This is a genomic window from Amycolatopsis sp. NBC_01488, assembly GCF_036227105.1.
Taxonomy (GTDB): Bacteria; Actinomycetota; Actinomycetes; order Mycobacteriales; family Pseudonocardiaceae; genus Amycolatopsis.
In genome coordinates this window covers 1,658,691-1,674,947 of record NZ_CP109434.1, presented here as the reverse complement: position 1 = coordinate 1,674,947, position 16,257 = coordinate 1,658,691, and the positions used below count along the sequence as shown (strand labels likewise).

At 68.1% G+C, this 16,257-nt stretch carries 26 protein-coding genes; 24 read left to right on the top strand and 2 right to left on the bottom strand.

The features are described 5' to 3' along the window. Window positions 1-104 precede the first annotated feature (104 nt). Window positions 105-605, bottom strand: a complete 501-nt coding sequence (locus OG738_RS07940) for an Lrp/AsnC family transcriptional regulator (protein WP_329052487.1) — start codon at window positions 603-605, stop codon at window positions 105-107. Window positions 606-700: 95 nt separating this feature from the next. On the opposite strand from OG738_RS07940, the gene OG738_RS07935 reads away from it, so the two are divergent. Then, complete coding sequence (locus tag OG738_RS07935) at window positions 701-1,876, top strand: MFS transporter (protein WP_329052485.1); 1,176 nt, start codon at window positions 701-703, stop codon at window positions 1,874-1,876. A 61-nt stretch (window positions 1,877-1,937) separates the two neighbouring features. Further along, a complete protein-coding gene (locus OG738_RS07930) occupies window positions 1,938-2,579 on the top strand; it encodes a zinc ribbon domain-containing protein (protein ID WP_329052483.1) in 642 nt (213 codons plus the stop codon). A gap of 32 nt (window positions 2,580-2,611) precedes the next feature. Here the strand turns inward: OG738_RS07930 and OG738_RS07925 are convergent, their stop codons facing one another. Further along, window positions 2,612-3,091: a GNAT family N-acetyltransferase gene (locus OG738_RS07925; RefSeq protein ID WP_329052482.1), complete on the bottom strand. Its 480-nt coding sequence runs from the start codon at window positions 3,089-3,091 to the stop codon at window positions 2,612-2,614. 58 nt (window positions 3,092-3,149) lie between these two features. Here OG738_RS07925 and OG738_RS07920 point away from each other — a divergent pair, with 58 nt between their 5' ends. The 22 genes from OG738_RS07920 (at window position 3,150) to rpsH (ending at window position 16,247) form a co-directional block, all read left to right on the top strand. Beyond that, on the top strand, window positions 3,150-3,374 hold the full coding sequence (locus tag OG738_RS07920; protein WP_329052481.1) for a hypothetical protein: 225 nt from the start codon (window positions 3,150-3,152) through the stop codon (window positions 3,372-3,374). A 120-nt stretch (window positions 3,375-3,494) separates the two neighbouring features. Then, a complete protein-coding gene (locus tag OG738_RS07915; RefSeq protein ID WP_286000134.1) occupies window positions 3,495-3,650 on the top strand; it encodes a hypothetical protein in 156 nt (51 codons plus the stop codon). A 450-nt stretch (window positions 3,651-4,100) separates the two neighbouring features. Next, window positions 4,101-4,475, top strand: coding sequence for a 30S ribosomal protein S12 (gene rpsL, locus OG738_RS07910; RefSeq protein ID WP_003102113.1), 375 nt, complete (start codon window positions 4,101-4,103; stop codon window positions 4,473-4,475). Beyond that, on the top strand, window positions 4,475-4,945 hold the full coding sequence (rpsG, locus tag OG738_RS07905; protein WP_003102106.1) for a 30S ribosomal protein S7: 471 nt from the start codon (window positions 4,475-4,477) through the stop codon (window positions 4,943-4,945). Before rpsL ends, rpsG begins: the two co-directional genes overlap by 1 nt. Window positions 4,946-5,008: 63 nt before the next feature. Then, window positions 5,009-7,108 carry an elongation factor G gene (fusA, locus tag OG738_RS07900; RefSeq protein WP_329052479.1) on the top strand — a complete coding sequence of 700 codons (2,100 nt, stop codon included), beginning with the start codon at window positions 5,009-5,011 and terminating at the stop codon, window positions 7,106-7,108. 131 nt (window positions 7,109-7,239) lie between these two features. After that, entirely contained in the window at window positions 7,240-8,433 is a 1,194-nt protein-coding gene (gene tuf / locus OG738_RS07895; RefSeq protein ID WP_329052477.1) for an elongation factor Tu, read from the top strand. A gap of 409 nt (window positions 8,434-8,842) precedes the next feature. Next, window positions 8,843-9,148: a 30S ribosomal protein S10 gene (rpsJ, locus tag OG738_RS07890; RefSeq protein ID WP_003102098.1), complete on the top strand. Its 306-nt coding sequence runs from the start codon at window positions 8,843-8,845 to the stop codon at window positions 9,146-9,148. Window positions 9,149-9,179: 31 nt separating this feature from the next. Beyond that, on the top strand, window positions 9,180-9,836 hold the full coding sequence (gene rplC, locus OG738_RS07885) for a 50S ribosomal protein L3 (RefSeq protein WP_329052475.1): 657 nt from the start codon (window positions 9,180-9,182) through the stop codon (window positions 9,834-9,836). Beyond that, complete coding sequence (rplD, locus tag OG738_RS07880) at window positions 9,833-10,522, top strand: 50S ribosomal protein L4 (RefSeq protein WP_329052473.1); 690 nt, start codon at window positions 9,833-9,835, stop codon at window positions 10,520-10,522. The genes rplC and rplD overlap by 4 nt, the downstream gene beginning before the upstream one ends. Then, window positions 10,519-10,830 carry a 50S ribosomal protein L23 gene (gene rplW, locus OG738_RS07875; RefSeq protein WP_003102087.1) on the top strand — a complete coding sequence of 104 codons (312 nt, stop codon included), beginning with the start codon at window positions 10,519-10,521 and terminating at the stop codon, window positions 10,828-10,830. The genes rplD and rplW overlap by 4 nt, the downstream gene beginning before the upstream one ends. A gap of 15 nt (window positions 10,831-10,845) precedes the next feature. Further along, entirely contained in the window at window positions 10,846-11,682 is an 837-nt protein-coding gene (gene rplB / locus OG738_RS07870) for a 50S ribosomal protein L2 (RefSeq protein WP_086675502.1), read from the top strand. A gap of 18 nt (window positions 11,683-11,700) precedes the next feature. After that, entirely contained in the window at window positions 11,701-11,982 is a 282-nt protein-coding gene (gene rpsS, locus OG738_RS07865) for a 30S ribosomal protein S19 (protein ID WP_003102083.1), read from the top strand. A gap of 29 nt (window positions 11,983-12,011) precedes the next feature. Further along, complete coding sequence (gene rplV, locus OG738_RS07860) at window positions 12,012-12,431, top strand: 50S ribosomal protein L22 (protein ID WP_290060366.1); 420 nt, start codon at window positions 12,012-12,014, stop codon at window positions 12,429-12,431. Then, on the top strand, window positions 12,431-13,270 hold the full coding sequence (gene rpsC, locus OG738_RS07855; RefSeq protein ID WP_329052468.1) for a 30S ribosomal protein S3: 840 nt from the start codon (window positions 12,431-12,433) through the stop codon (window positions 13,268-13,270). Before rplV ends, rpsC begins: the two co-directional genes overlap by 1 nt. A 3-nt stretch (window positions 13,271-13,273) precedes the next feature. Then, window positions 13,274-13,693, top strand: coding sequence for a 50S ribosomal protein L16 (gene rplP / locus OG738_RS07850; protein ID WP_004558864.1), 420 nt, complete (start codon window positions 13,274-13,276; stop codon window positions 13,691-13,693). Next, complete coding sequence (rpmC, locus tag OG738_RS07845) at window positions 13,693-13,941, top strand: 50S ribosomal protein L29 (RefSeq protein WP_004558865.1); 249 nt, start codon at window positions 13,693-13,695, stop codon at window positions 13,939-13,941. Before rplP ends, rpmC begins: the two co-directional genes overlap by 1 nt. Continuing rightward, on the top strand, window positions 13,938-14,216 hold the full coding sequence (gene rpsQ / locus OG738_RS07840) for a 30S ribosomal protein S17 (RefSeq protein WP_086675499.1): 279 nt from the start codon (window positions 13,938-13,940) through the stop codon (window positions 14,214-14,216). Before rpmC ends, rpsQ begins: the two co-directional genes overlap by 4 nt. A gap of 107 nt (window positions 14,217-14,323) precedes the next feature. Beyond that, window positions 14,324-14,692: a 50S ribosomal protein L14 gene (gene rplN / locus OG738_RS07835; RefSeq protein ID WP_004558867.1), complete on the top strand. Its 369-nt coding sequence runs from the start codon at window positions 14,324-14,326 to the stop codon at window positions 14,690-14,692. A 3-nt stretch (window positions 14,693-14,695) separates the two neighbouring features. After that, on the top strand, window positions 14,696-15,010 hold the full coding sequence (gene rplX, locus OG738_RS07830; protein WP_086675498.1) for a 50S ribosomal protein L24: 315 nt from the start codon (window positions 14,696-14,698) through the stop codon (window positions 15,008-15,010). After that, on the top strand, window positions 15,010-15,573 hold the full coding sequence (gene rplE, locus OG738_RS07825; protein ID WP_329052463.1) for a 50S ribosomal protein L5: 564 nt from the start codon (window positions 15,010-15,012) through the stop codon (window positions 15,571-15,573). Before rplX ends, rplE begins: the two co-directional genes overlap by 1 nt. Before the next feature lie 4 nt (window positions 15,574-15,577). Next, on the top strand, window positions 15,578-15,763 hold the full coding sequence (locus OG738_RS07820; protein WP_004558870.1) for a type Z 30S ribosomal protein S14: 186 nt from the start codon (window positions 15,578-15,580) through the stop codon (window positions 15,761-15,763). An 85-nt stretch (window positions 15,764-15,848) separates the two neighbouring features. Continuing rightward, complete coding sequence (rpsH, locus tag OG738_RS07815) at window positions 15,849-16,247, top strand: 30S ribosomal protein S8 (protein WP_004558871.1); 399 nt, start codon at window positions 15,849-15,851, stop codon at window positions 16,245-16,247. Window positions 16,248-16,257 lie beyond the last annotated feature (10 nt).

The window sequence follows — 16,257 nt, the reverse complement described above, 5'->3', positions numbered from 1 at the left end:
CCCTTGGTCCACAGTGGACCGGGGGCGCCTTCGCGTTCAGCGGACGCCGCGGCGGGACACCGGGAAGTCGAAGCAGGTGTCCGGGAACGGCCGCCGACCGGGCATCACGACCAGCCTTCGGCTGTCGACGCCCGGAGGAAGTCGTCCGACGGCGGCTGCACCGGCCGTCCCTCGTACTGCGTCGACAGCACCACGGACGACCGCAACTCGCCGTGCTTGCCCAGCCGTTCCAGCAGGCCCTCGAAGTGTTCGAGCGAAGCCGCCCGGATCTTCAGCATCGTGCAGTGGTCGCCGCTGAGGCGGTGGATCTCGACCACCTCGGGGTAGTCCTCGGACTTCGACGTCTTCAGCAGGCAGCTGCTCAACGCGCAGCGCATCTCGACGAACGCCTGCAGCGGCTGCCCGGCCCGCCGCGCGTCGACCTGCGCGCGGTAGCCGGTGATCACCCCGGTCTCCTCCAGCCGCCGCACCCGCTCGGCCACGGCCGGGGCGGACAGGTTGATCCGGCGGCCGAGCTCCTTGAACGACAGCCGCCCGTCGGCCTGCAGCAGCTCGAGCAGCCGCCAGTCGACGTCGTCCAGCGCCTTTTCCGAACGAAAGGTCATGGGCCCCATCTTCCTTCCGAAGCACCGTCCCGGCGACGGATTTGCCGTTCGATGGCCCTTCGGCACCTAGCCGGAAATCCCTAAAGTTGCTGGTCATGGGGACTTCTGCGGTGGCCGGCCGGACCCGGTCGATGGGGGCGTTGTTCGCCGGCGTCGCGTTGCTCAACACGGCCACCGTCGGCCTGAGCACCGCGGCCACGCTGATCGTGGCCGCGGGCAGCGGACCGGGCTGGAGCGGTCTGCCGAGCGTGGCGAACGTGCTCGGAACCGCGGCCGGGGCCTTCGGCACGGGCGTGCTGCTGCCGGGGCACGGCCGCCGTCGCGTGCTGGCCTTCGGCTACTGCGTCGCGGCAGCCGGCGCGCTGGCCGCCCTCGCGGGCGCGTTGACGACTTCGGTGGTGCCGCTGCTGCTGGGCATGCTGCTGGTCGGCATCGGCAACGGCGGTGCGCAGCTCTCGCGGTACCTGGCCGCGGACCTCTACCCCGAGGAGCGCCGGGGCCGCGCGCTCGCGAACGTCGTCTGGGCGGGGACCGTCGGCGCGCTCGCCGGACCCGCGCTCATGGCGCCGGCGGCGCACGTCGTGTCCGGCTTCGGCTGGCCGTCGCTGTCCGGGCCGGTCGCGGTCGCGGTGCTGGCCACGGCGTTGGCGGCGCTGGCGGCGGTGTTCCTGCCGCGGCAGGTCCCGGTGCCGTCCGCCGCCGCCGGAGCGCGCCGCCCGGTGTGGTCGGGCGCGGTCGTGCGGCCGCTGGTCGCGATGGTCGCCGCGCAGCTGACGATGGTCGCGGTGATGACGATGACGCCGTTGCAGCTGCAGGACCACGGGCACGGCCTCGACGTCGTCGCGTGGGTCTTGAGCGCGCACCTCATCGGCATGTTCGCGCTGGCACCGCTGTCGGGCCGGATCGCCGACCGCTGGGGCCCGCGCGTCACGATCAACGCGGGCCTCGGCGTACTGGCGCTGTCGACGGCGACCGCGCTCGCCGCGCCGACGGCGCACACGTCCGGGCTGCCGGTGGCGTTGTTCCTGCTGGGCTACGGCTGGAACCTGGTGTTCGTCGGCGGCAGCGCGCAGCTCAGCCGCGACCTCGCGCCGGAGACGCGCAGCCGGGTGCAGGGCACCGTCGACGCGGTCGTGTGGTCGGCGTCCGCGCTGGCCGGGCTGAGCTCCGGGCAGCTGTTCGCCGGCGGCGGGTACGCGCTCGTCGCGGTCGTCGGCGGGGTGCTGGCGCTGCTCCCGCTGGTGCTCCTGGTGCCTCGTGACGGCCGGTAGCCGGGTCGTTGTCGGCAAATCTGTCGTCACCGGGGTCCCGGTGCGCTGGGGAAGATGGGCCGTGGCTGATTCTGTGCCCTTCACGGACAACATCTCGGACCTCTCCAACACGCAGGGGTACCAGTTCGAGTTCCGCTGTGAGCGCTGCGGCAACGGTTTCCGTTCCGCCTTCCAGCGCGACACCATGGAAACCGGGCGAAGCGTGCTTCGCACCGTCGGCTCGTTCTTCGGCGGGACACTGCGGGACCTGAGCAACTCGGCCGACCAGTGGCGCTACGACCGCGCGACGAACTCGCCCGCGAAGGACCGCGCGCTGGCGGCGGCGGTCAAGGAGATCACCCCGAGCTTCCGGCAGTGCCGCGGCTGCGGCGACTGGATGTGCCAGGACCAGTGCTGGAACGAGGAGATCGGCCAGTGCCTGCGCTGCTCGCCGAGCGTCGCCGAAGAGATCTCGCGCGCGCAGGCGTCCGCGCAGCGCGACCAGATCTGGGACAAGGCCCGGGAGAAGGACTGGACGTCCGACCTCGACCTCGACACCCGCGCGAAGGTCACCTGCCCGGGTTGCGGCCTGAAGGCCGAGGGCGGGAAGTTCTGCTCGTCCTGTGGCACCTCACTGGCGCTCAAGGTCGGCTGCGGCGGCTGCGGGAGCGAGAGCAACAAAGCCGGGGCGATGTTCTGCTCGGACTGCGGCGCCAAGCTCTGACCGAAGTTCCTGGCAGGCCTGGTGCGGGGCCGTCAGCTGAGGGCCTTCGCGAACCAGTGCTCGGCGAACTGCCCGTCGTTGAAGGGCTCGACCTCGGCGTAGCCGATCTTCGCGTAGAGCGCGCGGGCCTCGACGAGGTCGTGGCGGGTGTCGAGCCGCATGAGGCTCGACCCGAGGCGGCGGGCCGCGTCCTCGGCGGCCGCGACCAGCAGGGGCGCGATCCCGGAGCCGCGGTGGGCCGGCTTGACGAACACCTTCGTCAGCTCGCTGACCCCGGGCGCGACGACACGCGTCCCGGCGCAGCCCGCGACCTCGCCGTCGCGACGTCCGACGAGGAAGGCCCCGGTGGGCGCGACCAGGTCGGTACCGGGCGTTTCGGCCACGTACTGCGTGAGCTCCGCTTCGGTGATCGGACGCCCGTAGTAGCGCGAAGCGACTTCGTCCATGTACTCGCGCATGATCGCGACGGCGTCCGGGTGATCGACGTCGATCTGGGTGATCTTCCAGTTCACCTCCTCATCCTGGGCTCGCTGTCCAGCGAATTCGCCGGGCCCCGGGCACCATGGGCGGATGACGACTGTGACGAAGCGCCTGACGGTGGTGGCCGTCCTGCTGATCACGGTGGGCGCGATCTTGCTGTCGGTGGGCGCGCTCGGCTTCGAGAAGACGTCCGACCAGCCCGACGCCAACATCGGCGCGGGGTTCGCCCTGCTGGCGGGCCCCTACGTCGTCGGCTTGGGTTTGGTGTTCGCGCTGTCGGCGGGCCTCACCCACTGGACGACGCGGCGCCGCTGAGGCCCCGCGGGCAGTGTGACGAACGGAACGCCGCGTCCGATCCCACTGCGTCACCCGACCGGGTAATGGGTAGGTTTCCGGCCGCAAGGGGAAGCAGGGGACGAGCGCTAGGAGTGCGTGATGAGCAGCAGCGAAGGGGCCGAGCGGCCCGACGAAGAGCCGAAGTCGACCGGCAGTCACGCGGCGCCCGAGGGGGCGGGCGTGCACCCGCTCATCGACCTCTCGCGCGACCCGAACCCGGGCAAGCCGGACCACGCCAAGCCGGACGAGGACTGACGCGACCGCGTACCCGGAGCCGGTGAGCCGAGCGCCCGGGTACGCGAGCCGTCCGGAACATTTCCCAGGCCGGGAGCGTTATTACCACTGCGGCCGGTGGAGCCGAGACGCCGGGAGCACCGGCGTGACCGGACTGCGGAACATCCCGCCGTCCGGTGGTGTTCGGAGGTAGGCTGGAGGTTCGCCGACCTTCAGACCCCCCGCTGCGCTCCGTCCGGATCCGGGCGGGTATCTTTGGAGACCGTGCCCGGCATGCGTCGGGCCGCTCCGCGTGCCGTGCGCATGGGCGGGGTGCTCAGGCACCCGGTCACCGGCTTCGGCAGGTCGGGGTTCCGACGGAAAATCCCTCCGGGAAGTTACCGGTCGCGAGACCGTGACGCGGGCCGACACGCCCGACCGCGGGGGCCGGTGAAGACACGAAGAAGCAGATCACGACAGGAAGCTGGTCCATTGCCCACGATCCAGCAGCTGGTCCGCAAGGGCCGCCAGGACAAGGCTGCCAAGCAGAAGACCGCGGCCCTCAAGGGGAGCCCGCAGCGGCGTGGCGTGTGCACTCGCGTGTACACCACGACCCCCAAGAAGCCGAACTCGGCGCTGCGCAAGGTCGCGCGTGTGAAGCTGACCAGCGGCATCGAGGTCACCGCCTACATCCCCGGTGAGGGCCACAACCTGCAGGAGCACTCGATGGTGCTCGTGCGTGGTGGTCGTGTGAAGGACCTTCCGGGTGTCCGTTACAAGATCATCCGCGGTTCGCTCGACACGCAGGGTGTCAAGAACCGCAAGCAGGCGCGCAGCCGGTACGGCGCGAAGAAGGAGAAGAGCTAATGCCCCGCAAGGGTCCGGCCCCGAAGCGGCCGCTGATCTCCGACCCCGTCTACGCCTCCCCGCTGGTCACCCAGCTGGTGAACAAGGTGCTGAAGGACGGGAAGCGGTCCCTGGCCGAGCGCATCGTGTACGGCGCGCTCGAAGGCGCTCGCGAGAAGACGGGCACCGACCCGGTCGTCACGCTGAAGCGCGCCCTCGACAACGTGAAGCCCACCATCGAGGTGAAGAGCCGCCGCGTCGGTGGCGCCACCTACCAGGTGCCGATCGAGGTCAAGCCGGGCCGCTCCACGACGCTGGCCCTGCGCTGGCTGGTCTCCTTCTCGCAGGCTCGCCGCGAGAAGACGATGATCGAGCGCCTGCAGAACGAGCTCCTGGACGCTTCCAACGGCCTCGGTGCCTCCGTGAAGCGTCGCGAGGACACGCACAAGATGGCCGAGTCCAACCGGGCCTTCGCGCACTACCGCTGGTGATGACCGCCCGGCTGTCGACCAAGCCATGCCGGGCCCCAAGCTTGAGAACAGGGGAACACTCTCGTGGCACGTGAAGTGCTGACCGACCTGAACAAGGTCCGCAATATCGGCATCATGGCCCACATCGACGCCGGCAAGACCACCACCACCGAGCGGATCCTGTTCTACACCGGGGTCAACTACAAGATCGGTGAAGTCCACGACGGCGCCGCCACCATGGACTGGATGGAGGAGGAGCAGAAGCGGGGTATCACCATCACCTCGGCTGCGACCACCACCTTCTGGGACGACCACCAGATCAACATCATCGACACCCCCGGGCACGTCGACTTCACCGTCGAGGTGGAGCGGAACCTGCGGGTGCTCGACGGTGCGGTCGCCGTCTTCGACGGCAAGGAAGGCGTCGAGCCGCAGTCCGAGCAGGTCTGGCGGCAGGCGGACAAGTACGACGTCCCGCGCATCTGCTTCGTCAACAAGATGGACAAGCTGGGCGCGGACTTCTACTACACCGTGCAGACCATCGTGGACCGCCTCGGCGTCCGCCCGTTGGTCATCCAGCTGCCGATCGGCGCCGAGAACGACTTCGAAGGCGTCGTCGACCTGGTCCGCATGAAGGCGCTGACCTGGCGCGGCGAGGTCCAGAAGGGCGAGGACTACTCCGTCGAGGACATCCCGGCCGACCTGGCCGAGAAGGCCGCGGAGTACCGCGAGAAGCTCGTCGAGACCGTCGCCGAGGCGGACGACGCGCTGATGGAGAAGTTCCTCGAGGGTGAGGAGCTGACGGAGGCCGAGATCAAGGCCGGCATCCGCAAGCTCACCATCACCAGCCAGGTCTTCCCGGTGCTGGCCGGTTCCGCGTTCAAGAACAAGGGCGTGCAGCCCATGCTCGACGCGGTCATCGACTACCTGCCGACCCCGCTGGACGTCCCGGCCGTCGAGGGCCTGCTGCCCGACGGCGAGACCGTGGCGTCTCGCAAGGCGTCGGTGGACGAGCCGTTCGCCGCGCTCGCGTTCAAGATCGCCGCGCACCCGTTCTTCGGCAAGCTGACCTACATCCGGGTGTACTCGGGCAAGGTCGCCGCCGGCGCGCAGGTCATCAACGCGACCAAGGAGCGCAAGGAGCGCATCGGGAAGATCTTCCAGATGCACTCCAACAAGGAGAACCCGGTCGACGACGCCCAGGTCGGCCACATCTACGCGGTCATCGGGCTGAAGGACACCACCACGGGTGACACCCTGGCGGACCCGCAGAACCCGATCGTGCTGGAGTCGATGACGTTCCCCGAGCCGGTCATCCGGGTCGCGATCGAGCCGAAGACGAAGGCCGACCAGGAGAAGCTGTCCCTGGCGATCCAGAAGCTGGCCGAAGAGGACCCGACGTTCCAGGTCAAGCTGGACGAGGACACCGGCCAGACGATCATCGCGGGCATGGGCGAGCTGCACCTCGAGGTGCTGGTGAACCGGATGAAGTCCGACTACAAGGTCGAGGCGAACATCGGCAAGCCGCAGGTCGCCTACCGCGAGACGATCAAGAGGACGGTGGACAAGCTCGACTACGTCCACAAGAAGCAGACCGGTGGTTCCGGCCAGTTCGCGAAGGTCATCGTGAAGCTGGAGCCGCTCGAGCGCACCGACGGCGCGCTCTACGAGTTCGACAACAAGGTGACCGGTGGTCGCGTGCCGCGGGAGTACATCCCGTCGGTCGACGCGGGCGCGCAGGACGCGATGCAGTACGGCGTCCTGGCCGGCTACCCGCTCGTCGGGTTGAAGTTCACCCTGTTGGACGGTGCTTACCACGAGGTCGACTCTTCGGAGATGGCGTTCAAGATCGCCGGTTCCATGGCGATGAAGGAAGCCGCGAAGAAGGCCGGCCCGGTGATCCTGGAGCCGATGATGGCGGTCGAGGTGACCACGCCCGAGGACTACATGGGTGACGTCATCGGTGACCTCAACTCCCGCCGTGGTCAGATCCAGGCCATGGAGGAGCGTGCGGGCACCCGCGTCGTGAAGGCGCTGGTCCCGCTGTCGGAGATGTTCGGCTACGTCGGCGACCTGCGGTCCCGCACCCAGGGCCGGGCGAACTACTCCATGGTGTTCGACTCCTACGCCGAGGTTCCCGCGAACGTCGCGAAGGAAATCATCGCGAAGGCGACGGGGGAGTAAAACCCCTCACCGCGCGCGGGCATTAAGGGACTCTCCTGAACGTCCGCTAGCACCGACGAAGGAACATTCGGAGGGCAGCAGCCACGCTGCCCTCCGAGCACAAAGCGAAATCAGTCCAGGAGGACATTCCAGTGGCGAAGGCGAAGTTCGAGCGGAGCAAGCCGCACGTCAACATCGGGACCATCGGTCACGTCGACCACGGCAAGACCACGCTGACCGCGGCGATCACCAAGGTTCTGCACGACAAGTACCCGGAGCTCAACGAGTCCCGGGCGTTCGACCAGATCGACAACGCGCCGGAAGAGAAGCAGCGCGGCATCACGATCAACATCTCGCACGTCGAGTACCAGACCGAGAAGCGTCACTACGCGCACGTCGACGCCCCCGGTCACGCGGACTACATCAAGAACATGATCACCGGTGCCGCTCAGATGGACGGCGCGATCCTCGTGGTCGCGGCGACCGACGGCCCGATGCCGCAGACCCGTGAGCACGTGCTGCTCGCCCGCCAGGTCGGCGTGCCCTACATCGTGGTCGCGCTGAACAAGGCCGACATGGTCGACGACGAGGAGATCCTCGAGCTCGTCGAGCTCGAGGTCCGCGAGCTGCTGTCCTCGCAGGAGTTCCCGGGCGACGACGCTCCGGTCGTGCGCGTCTCGGGCCTGAAGGCCCTCGAGGGCGACGCCAAGTGGGGCGAAGCCGTTCTCGAGCTGATGGCGGCCGTCGACGACAACGTGCCGGACCCGGTGCGTGAGCTCGACAAGCCGTTCCTGATGCCGATCGAAGACGTCTTCACCATCACCGGCCGCGGCACCGTCGTGACCGGTCGTGTGGAGCGTGGCGTCGTGAACGTCAACGAAGAGGTCGAGATCGTCGGCATCAAGGAGAAGTCGCAGAAGACGACTGTCACCGGTGTCGAGATGTTCCGCAAGCTGCTCGACTCGGGCCAGGCGGGCGACAACGTCGGCCTCCTGCTGCGCGGCATCAAGCGCGAGGACGTCGAGCGCGGCCAGGTCGTCGTGAAGCCGGGCACCACCACCCCGCACACCGAGTTCGAGGGCCGGGTCTACATCCTGTCCAAGGACGAGGGCGGCCGGCACACGCCGTTCTTCAACAACTACCGCCCGCAGTTCTACTTCCGCACCACGGACGTGACCGGCGTCGTGACCCTCCCCGAGGGCACCGAGATGGTCATGCCGGGCGACAACACGGACATCAGCGTCGTGCTGATCCAGCCGGTCGCCATGGACGAGGGTCTGCGCTTCGCCATCCGCGAGGGTGGCCGGACCGTCGGCGCGGGCCAGGTCACCAAGATCAACAAGTGATTTAGACGCCCCTCCCGGGGGCAATACACCCCCGGGTCAGGGGCGTCAAATCACGTGTGCGACACTATTCAGGTTGCTCGTCCTGGGGCGGCCGATTCCTGCGGGGGTCCGGCCGCCTCGGTGCGAGTGGCCACGGTCCGCCGAGCTCTTCCTTCGGGTTGCAGGCGAGCGGGCAAAGGCGGTGAGACGACAGTGCTCGCAAGAGCGTGCCGGCTCATAGCCTCCTCACGTTGAGGAAGACCAGGCAAGACGACGATCCCGCGGGATCCGTCTGTGCGTCGGGCGCGACACGCCCGACCGCGTGGACCGGGGACAGGGCCGTTGAACTGCGGAAACCCAGCGCCAGGTGGCAACACCGGGCCGGGTTTGTGAGATAGCGGCACGAGACGACAAGGAACGAGCAGCCACCATGGCGGGACAGAAGATCCGCATCCGGCTCAAGGCCTACGACCACGAGGCGATCGACACCTCGGCGCGCAAGATCGTGGAGACGGTCACGCGCACCGGCGCCCGGGTCGTCGGGCCGGTGCCGCTGCCCACCGAGAAGAACGTTTACTGCGTCATCCGCTCGCCGCACAAGTACAAGGACTCGCGCGAGCACTTCGAGATGCGCACGCACAAGCGTCTGATCGACATCCTCGACCCGACGCCGAAGACGGTCGACGCGCTCATGCGCATCGACCTGCCGGCGAGCGTCGACGTCAACATCCAGTAGCGGCTGGCGAGCGGCGGAGAGTAAGAGACTCATGTCTGACAGGCAGATGAAGGGCATCCTGGGCACCAAGCTCGGCATGACCCAGGTCTTCGACGAGCAGAACCGGGTTGTCCCGGTCACCGTCGTGAAGGCCGGACCGAACGTGGTGACCCAGGTTCGGACCCAGGACAAGGACGGCTACACGGCCGTGCAGCTGGCGTTCGGCGCGATCGACCCGCGCAAGGTGAACAAGCCGCGCACCGGCCACTACGACAAGGCGGGCGTGACTCCGCGCCGCTACCTTGCCGAGCTGCGTACCACCGACGCCGAGACCTACGAAGTCGGCCAGGAGATCACCGCCGAGGTGTTCGCCGCCGGCGTCGAGGTCGACGTCACCGGTACGAGCAAGGGCAAGGGCTACGCGGGTGTCATGAAGCGCCACGGCTTCAAGGGCCAGGGCGCGAGCCACGGTGCCCAGGCCGTGCACCGCAAGCCGGGCTCCATCGGTGGCTGCGCCACCCCCGGCCGCGTCTTCAAGGGCCTGCGCATGGCGGGCCGGATGGGCAACGACCGGGTCACCACGCAGAACCTGACCGTGCACGCCGTGCGTGCCGAGGACGGCCTGCTGCTGATCAAGGGCGCCGTGCCCGGTCCCAAGGGCGGCCTGCTGTTCGTGCGCAGCGCCGCGAAGGGTGGTAACTCCGAATGACAAGCGTCGAGCTGAAGACCCCGGCCGGTAAAGCCGACGGCACCGTGGACCTCCCCGAGGAGATCTTCGACGTGCAGGCCAATGTCGCGCTGATGCACCAGGTGGTGGTGGCCCAGCAGGCCGCCGCGCGCCAGGGCACGCACGACACGAAGACCCGTGGTGAGGTCTCCGGTGGCGGCAAGAAGCCGTACCGGCAGAAGGGCACCGGCCGTGCCCGCCAGGGTTCGACCCGCGCGCCGCAGTTCGTCGGCGGTGGCGTCGTCCACGGCCCCACGCCGCGTGACTACTCGCAGCGCACCCCGAAGAAGATGAAGGCCGCCGCCCTGCGTGGCGCCCTCTCCGACCGGGCCCGCGCCGGCCAGCTGCACGTCGTCACCGAGCTGGTGACCGGCGAGAAGCCGTCGACCAAGGCCGCCAAGACCGCCCTCGCCGCCGTCACGGCCGCGAAGCGCGTGCTCGTGGTGCTGCACCGGGACGACGAGCTGAGCTGGGTCTCCCTGCGGAACCTGCCCGAGGTGCACATCCTCTGGGCCGACCAGCTCAACACCTACGACGTGCTGGTCAACGACGACGTCGTGTTCACCAAGGCCGCGTACGACGCGTTCGTCGCCGGCCCCGTCCGCGGTAAGAGCGTCAAGGCTTCCGCGCGGTCGGGCGAGGTCACGGAAGGGAGTGACGAGAAGTGAGTTCGGTCGCCATTCCGGACCCCCGCGACATCCTGCTCGCGCCGGTCATCTCCGAGAAGTCCTACGGGCTGCTCGAGGACCACAAGTACACGTTCATCGTCCGCCCGGACGCCAACAAGACCCAGATCAAGATCGCGGTCGAGAAGGTGTTCGGCGTCAAGGTGGTCAGTGTCAACACGGCCAACCGCCAGGGCAAGCGGAAGCGGACTCGCGCGGGCTTCGGCAAGCGCAAGGACACCAAGCGCGCCATCGTGACTCTTTCGCCTGAGAGCAAGGCGATCGAGATCTTCGGCGGACCCACCGCGTAAAGGACTGAGCTGACAATGGGCATCCGCAAGTACAAGCCGACGACCCCGGGTCGTCGCGGTTCGAGCGTCTCGGACTTCGCCGAGATCACCCGCTCCACCCCGGAGAAGTCGCTGCTTCGTCCGCTGAGCGGTTCGGGCGGTCGCAACTCGTCCGGCAAGATCACCACCCGGCACAAGGGTGGCGGCCACAAGCGCGCTTACCGCGTCATCGACTTCCGTCGCAACGACAAGGACGGCATCCCCGCCAAGGTCGCGCACATCGAGTACGACCCCAACCGGTCCGCTCGCATCGCGCTGCTGCACTACGCCGACGGCGAGAAGCGCTACATCATCGCGCCGGAGAAGCTGAAGCAGGGCGACACCGTCGAGAACGGCCCCCGGGCCGACATCAAGCCGGGCAACAACCTGCCGCTGCGCAACATCCCGGTCGGCACCGTGATCCACGCGATCGAGCTCCGCCCCGGCGGCGGCGCGAAGATGGCGCGGTCCGCGGGCGCGAAGGTGCAGCTCGTCGCCAAGGACGGTCCGTACGCCCAGCTGCGTCTCCCCTCGGGCGAGATCCGCAACGTGGACGTGCGCAACCGCGCCACGGTCGGCGAGGTCGGCAACTCCGAGCACGCCAACATCAACTGGGGCAAGGCCGGCCGCAACCGCTGGCGCGGCAAGCGCCCCACGGTCCGTGGTGTCGTCATGAACCCGGTCGACCACCCGCACGGTGGTGGCGAGGGCAAGACGTCCGGTGGTCGTCACCCCGTCAACCCGAACGGCAAGCCCGAGGGGCGCACGCGCCGGCGCAAGCCGAGCGACGCCCTCATCGTCCGCCGCCGGCGTACCGGCAAGAACAAGCGCTGAGCAGGGAGGTAGAACAACATGCCACGTAGCCTCAAGAAGGGCCCGTTCGTGGACGACCACCTGCTCAAGAAGGTGGACGCGCTGAACGAATCGGGCAAGAAGACCGTGATCAAGACCTGGTCGCGCCGCTCGACGATCATCCCGGACTTCCTGGGTCACACGATCGCCGTGCACGACGGCCGCAAGCACGTCCCGGTGTTCGTCACCGAGGCCATGGTGGGTCACAAGCTGGGCGAGTTCGCCCCGACGCGGACCTTCAAGGGTCACATCAAGGACGACCGCAAGTCGCGCCGCCGCTGAGCGGGCACGAAACCAGACAGGAAGTAGCGATGAACGCCCAGAACGACGTGACGACCGAGGCTGAACTGCCTACGGCGTACGCGCGGGCTCGCTTCGTCCGGGACTCGCCGACCAAGGTGCGCCGGGTGATCGAGCTCATCAAGGGACGTAGCGCCGCCGACGCCTTGGCCGTGCTCCGGTTCGCCCCGCAGGCGGCCAGCGAGCCGGTCGCGAAGGTGCTCGCCAGCGCCGTGGCCAACGCCGAGAACAACCTTCAGCTGGACCCGGACACGCTCTGGGTCAAGAACGCGTACGCCGACGAGGGCCCGACCCTCAAGCGGATCCGCCCGCGGGCCCAGGGCCGCGCGTACCGGATCCGCAAGCGGACCAGCCACATCACCGTCGAGGTGGAGTCGCGTCCCGCCGTCGCGCAGAAGGCTCAGAGCAAGAAGAAGGCAGGTGGCCGGTAGTGGGCCAGAAGATCAACCCGCACGGTTTCCGCCTGGGTATCACCACGGACTGGAAGTCGCGCTGGTACGCCGACAAGCAGTACGCCGAGTACGTGGCCGAGGACGTCAAGATCCGCAAGCTGCTGGCGACGGGCATGGAGCGCGCCGGCATCTCCAAGGTCGAGATCGAGCGCACCCGTGACCGCGTCCGCGTCGACATCCACACCGCCCGGCCGGGCATCGTCATCGGCCGCCGCGGCGCGGAGGCCGACCGGATCCGCGGCGCGCTGGAGAAGCTGACCAAGAAGCAGGTCCAGCTGAACATCCTCGAGGTCAAGAACCCCGAGGCCGACGCCCAGCTGGTCGCCCAGGCGGTCGCGGAGCAGCTTTCCAACCGCGTGGCGTTCCGCCGCGCGATGCGGAAGGCGATCCAGACCTCCATGCGCTCGCCGCAGGTCAAGGGCATCCGCGTGCAGTGCGGCGGTCGTCTCGGCGGTGCCGAGATGTCCCGCTCCGAGCACTACCGCGATGGCCGGGTCCCGCTGCACACGCTGCGCGCCGACATCGACTACGGCTTCTTCGAGGCCAAGACGACGTTCGGTCGCATCGGCGTCAAGGTGTGGATCTACAAGGGTGAGCTCGTCGGTGGCCTGAAGGCCCGCGAAGCCCGCGACGCCGCCGAGCGCGCGCCGCGCGGTGGTCGCGACCGTGACCGCAGCGACCGGCCGGCCCGTCCGCGTCGTTCCGGCGCCTCGGGCACGACCGCCACCTCGACCGAAGCCGGTCGCGCCGCCGCTGCGGCCACGACCGAGGCCCCGGCGGCTCCGGCCACCGAGACCGCAGAAAAGACGGAGGGCTGAGACGTGCTCATCCCGCGCAGGGTCAAGCACCGGAAGCAGCACTCCCCGAAGCGCCACGGCGCCGCCAAGGGTGGCACGAAGGTCAGCTTCGGCGAGTACGGCATCCAGGCGCTTGAGCACAGCTACGTGACGAACCGGCAGATCGAGTCCGCTCGTATCGCCATGACCCGTCACATCAAGCGTGGTGGCAAGGTGTGGACGACCATCTACCCGGACCGCCCGCTGACCAAGAAGCCGGCCGAGACCCGGATGGGTTCCGGTAAGGGTTCGCCCGAGTGGTGGATCGCCAACGTGAAGCCGGGCCGCGTGATGTTCGAGATCTCGTTCCCGAACGAGGAGACGGCCCGCGAGGCGCTCCGCCGCGCGATCCACAAGCTGCCCATGAAGTGCCGCATCGTGACCCGTGAAGGTGGTGAGTTCTGATGGCGAAGGCAGGTGCTGCCCAGGCATCGGAGCTGCGTGAGCTCACCGCGGAAGAGCTCGTCCTGCGTCTGAAGGAATACAAGGAGGAGCTCTTCAACCTCCGCTTCCAGATGGCGACCGGGCAGCTCGACAACAACCGCCGTCTGCGCACCGTCCGCACGGACATCGCGCGGATCTACACGGTCATGCGCGAGCGCGAACTCGGCCTGTCCGTTGCCCCCGACGCCGAGAGTGAAGGTGCCGCATGAGCGAGCCCACCACCGAGACGCCGGCCCGGAACGACCGCAAGGTCCGCGAGGGCTACGTCGTCTCGGACAAGATGAACAAGACGATCGTGGTCGAGCTCGAGGACCGCAAGAAGCACCCCCGCTACTCGAAGGTTCTCCGGAGCACCACCAAGGTCAAGGTGCACGACGAGAACAACGAGGCGGGCGTGGGCGACCGGGTCACCCTGATGGAGACCCGCCCGCTGTCGGCGACGAAGCGGTGGCGCCTGGTGCAGATCGTGGAGAAGGCCAAGTAAGCAGGGCTCTTCGGAGTCTTTAGTTCCGCAAGGCTCGCCACTGTGAACCTCACAAACCGTGAACCCTCACAAGCGGGCGAGAACCGGCGCGACATACAGGAGTTGACGTGATCCAGCAGGAGTCGCGGCTTCGGGTAGCCGACAACACGGGTGCGAAGGAAATCCTCTGCATCCGCGTTCTCGGTGGTTCCGGGCGGCGCTACGCCGGCATCGGTGACATCATCGTCGCCACCGTGAAGGACGCCATCCCGGCTGCCGGGGTGAAGAAGGGCGACGTCGTCAAGGCTGTCATCGTCCGCACGGTCAAGGAGCGTCGTCGTCCGGACGGTTCCTACATCCGGTTCGACGAGAACGCCGCCGTGCTCATCAAGAACGACAACGAGCCCCGGGGCACCCGCATCTTCGGCCCGGTGGGCCGCGAGCTGCGCGACCGAAAGTTCATGAAGATCATTTCGCTCGCGCCGGAGGTGTTGTAAGCCATGAAGGTGAAGAAGGGCGACACGGTCGTCGTCATCGCCGGCAAGGACAAGGGCGCCAAGGGCAAGGTCATCCAGGCCTACCCGGAGCGCGACCGCGTGCTGGTCGAGGGCGTGAACCGGATCAAGAAGCACACGCGGATCACCCAGACCCAGCGCGGTGCGCAGTCCGGTGGCATCGTCACGCAGGAGGCGCCCATCCACGTCTCGAACGTGATGGTCGTCGACTCGGACGGCAAGCCGTCCCGGGTGGGTTACCGCATCGGCGAGGACGGCAAGAAGGTCCGGATCTCGCGCCGGAACGGTAAGGACATCTGATGACCACCGCAGAGAAGGTCGCGCCGCGCCTCAAGGTGCGCTACCGCGAAGAGATCAAGGGCCAGCTGCAGGCGGAGTTCTCCTTCGCCAACGTCCACCAGATCCCGGGCGTGACGAAGGTCGTCGTGAACATGGGCGTCGGTGACGCCGCCCGCGACAGCAAGCTGATCGAGGGTGCGGTCAAGGACCTCGCCCTGATCACCGGCCAGAAGCCCGAGGTCCGGAAGGCTCGCAAGTCCATCGCGCAGTTCAAGCTGCGCGAGGGTCAGCCGATCGGCGCGCGCGTCACGCTGCGCGGCGACCGGATGTGGGAGTTCCTCGACCGGCTGCTGACCATCGCGCTGCCACGTATCCGCGACTTCCGCGGGCTTTCGCCCAAGCAGTTCGACGGCCACGGCAACTACACGTTCGGTCTCAACGAGCAGTCGATGTTCCACGAGATCGACCCCGACGCCATCGACCGCCCCCGCGGCATGGACGTCACCGTCGTCACGACCGCCACGAACGACGACGAGGGCCGGGCGCTGCTGCGCAAGCTCGGCTTCCCGTTCAAGGAGAACTGAGCCGATGGCCAAGAAAGCACTGGTCCACAAGGCCGCGAAGAAGCCGAAGTTCGCCGTGCGCGCCTACACCCGCTGCCAGCGGTGCGGCCGCCCGCACGCCGTGTTCCGCAAGTTCGGGCTCTGCCGGATCTGCCTTCGCGAGATGGCACACGCGGGCGAGCTGCCCGGTGTCCGCAAGTCCAGCTGGTAAGAGCTTCTTTTTAACTCCCACTTCGCCACAGGCCCCGCCCGCTCCGGCGGGCGGGGAACCAGGCGAGAAAGGTTGACAGGTCACCATGACGATGACCGACCCCATCGCAGACTTCTTGACGCGTCTGCGCAACGCGAACTCGGCGTACCACGACGAGGTCAAGCTCCCGCACTCGAAGCTCAAGGCGAACATCGCCGAGATCCTCAAGCGCGAGGGCTACATCGCGGGCTACCACGACGAGCCGGGCGAGAAGCACAAGAATCTCGTCGTCGAGCTCAAGTACGGCCCCAACCGCGAGCGGAGCATCGCCGGCCTCCGGCGCGTCTCCAAGCCCGGTCTGCGGGTCTACGCAAAATCGACCGAACTGCCGTCCGTTCTCGGCGGCCTGGGCATCGCGATCATCTCGACGTCCGGTGGCCTCCAGACCGACCGGCAGGCCAAGCGCAACAGCGTGGGCGGCGAAGTCCTCGCCTACGTCTGGTAAGGAAGGGGGC

Coding starts and splice junctions, on each gene's coding strand:
- OG738_RS07940 (WP_329052487.1), bottom strand. CDS start 605: ATGACCTTTCGTTCGGAAAAGGCGCTGGACGACGTCGACTGGCGGCTG.
- OG738_RS07935 (WP_329052485.1), top strand. CDS start 701: ATGGGGACTTCTGCGGTGGCCGGCCGGACCCGGTCGATGGGGGCGTTG.
- OG738_RS07920 (WP_329052481.1), top strand. CDS start 3,150: ATGACGACTGTGACGAAGCGCCTGACGGTGGTGGCCGTCCTGCTGATC.
- OG738_RS07915 (WP_286000134.1), top strand. CDS start 3,495: ATGAGCAGCAGCGAAGGGGCCGAGCGGCCCGACGAAGAGCCGAAGTCG.
- rpsG (WP_003102106.1), top strand. CDS start 4,475: ATGCCCCGCAAGGGTCCGGCCCCGAAGCGGCCGCTGATCTCCGACCCC.
- rpsJ (WP_003102098.1), top strand. CDS start 8,843: ATGGCGGGACAGAAGATCCGCATCCGGCTCAAGGCCTACGACCACGAG.
- rplC (WP_329052475.1), top strand. CDS start 9,180: ATGTCTGACAGGCAGATGAAGGGCATCCTGGGCACCAAGCTCGGCATG.
- rplD (WP_329052473.1), top strand. CDS start 9,833: ATGACAAGCGTCGAGCTGAAGACCCCGGCCGGTAAAGCCGACGGCACC.
- rplB (WP_086675502.1), top strand. CDS start 10,846: ATGGGCATCCGCAAGTACAAGCCGACGACCCCGGGTCGTCGCGGTTCG.
- rpsS (WP_003102083.1), top strand. CDS start 11,701: ATGCCACGTAGCCTCAAGAAGGGCCCGTTCGTGGACGACCACCTGCTC.
- rplV (WP_290060366.1), top strand. CDS start 12,012: ATGAACGCCCAGAACGACGTGACGACCGAGGCTGAACTGCCTACGGCG.
- rpmC (WP_004558865.1), top strand. CDS start 13,693: ATGGCGAAGGCAGGTGCTGCCCAGGCATCGGAGCTGCGTGAGCTCACC.
- rpsQ (WP_086675499.1), top strand. CDS start 13,938: ATGAGCGAGCCCACCACCGAGACGCCGGCCCGGAACGACCGCAAGGTC.
- rplX (WP_086675498.1), top strand. CDS start 14,696: ATGAAGGTGAAGAAGGGCGACACGGTCGTCGTCATCGCCGGCAAGGAC.
- rplE (WP_329052463.1), top strand. CDS start 15,010: ATGACCACCGCAGAGAAGGTCGCGCCGCGCCTCAAGGTGCGCTACCGC.
- OG738_RS07820 (WP_004558870.1), top strand. CDS start 15,578: ATGGCCAAGAAAGCACTGGTCCACAAGGCCGCGAAGAAGCCGAAGTTC.
- rpsH (WP_004558871.1), top strand. CDS start 15,849: ATGACGATGACCGACCCCATCGCAGACTTCTTGACGCGTCTGCGCAAC.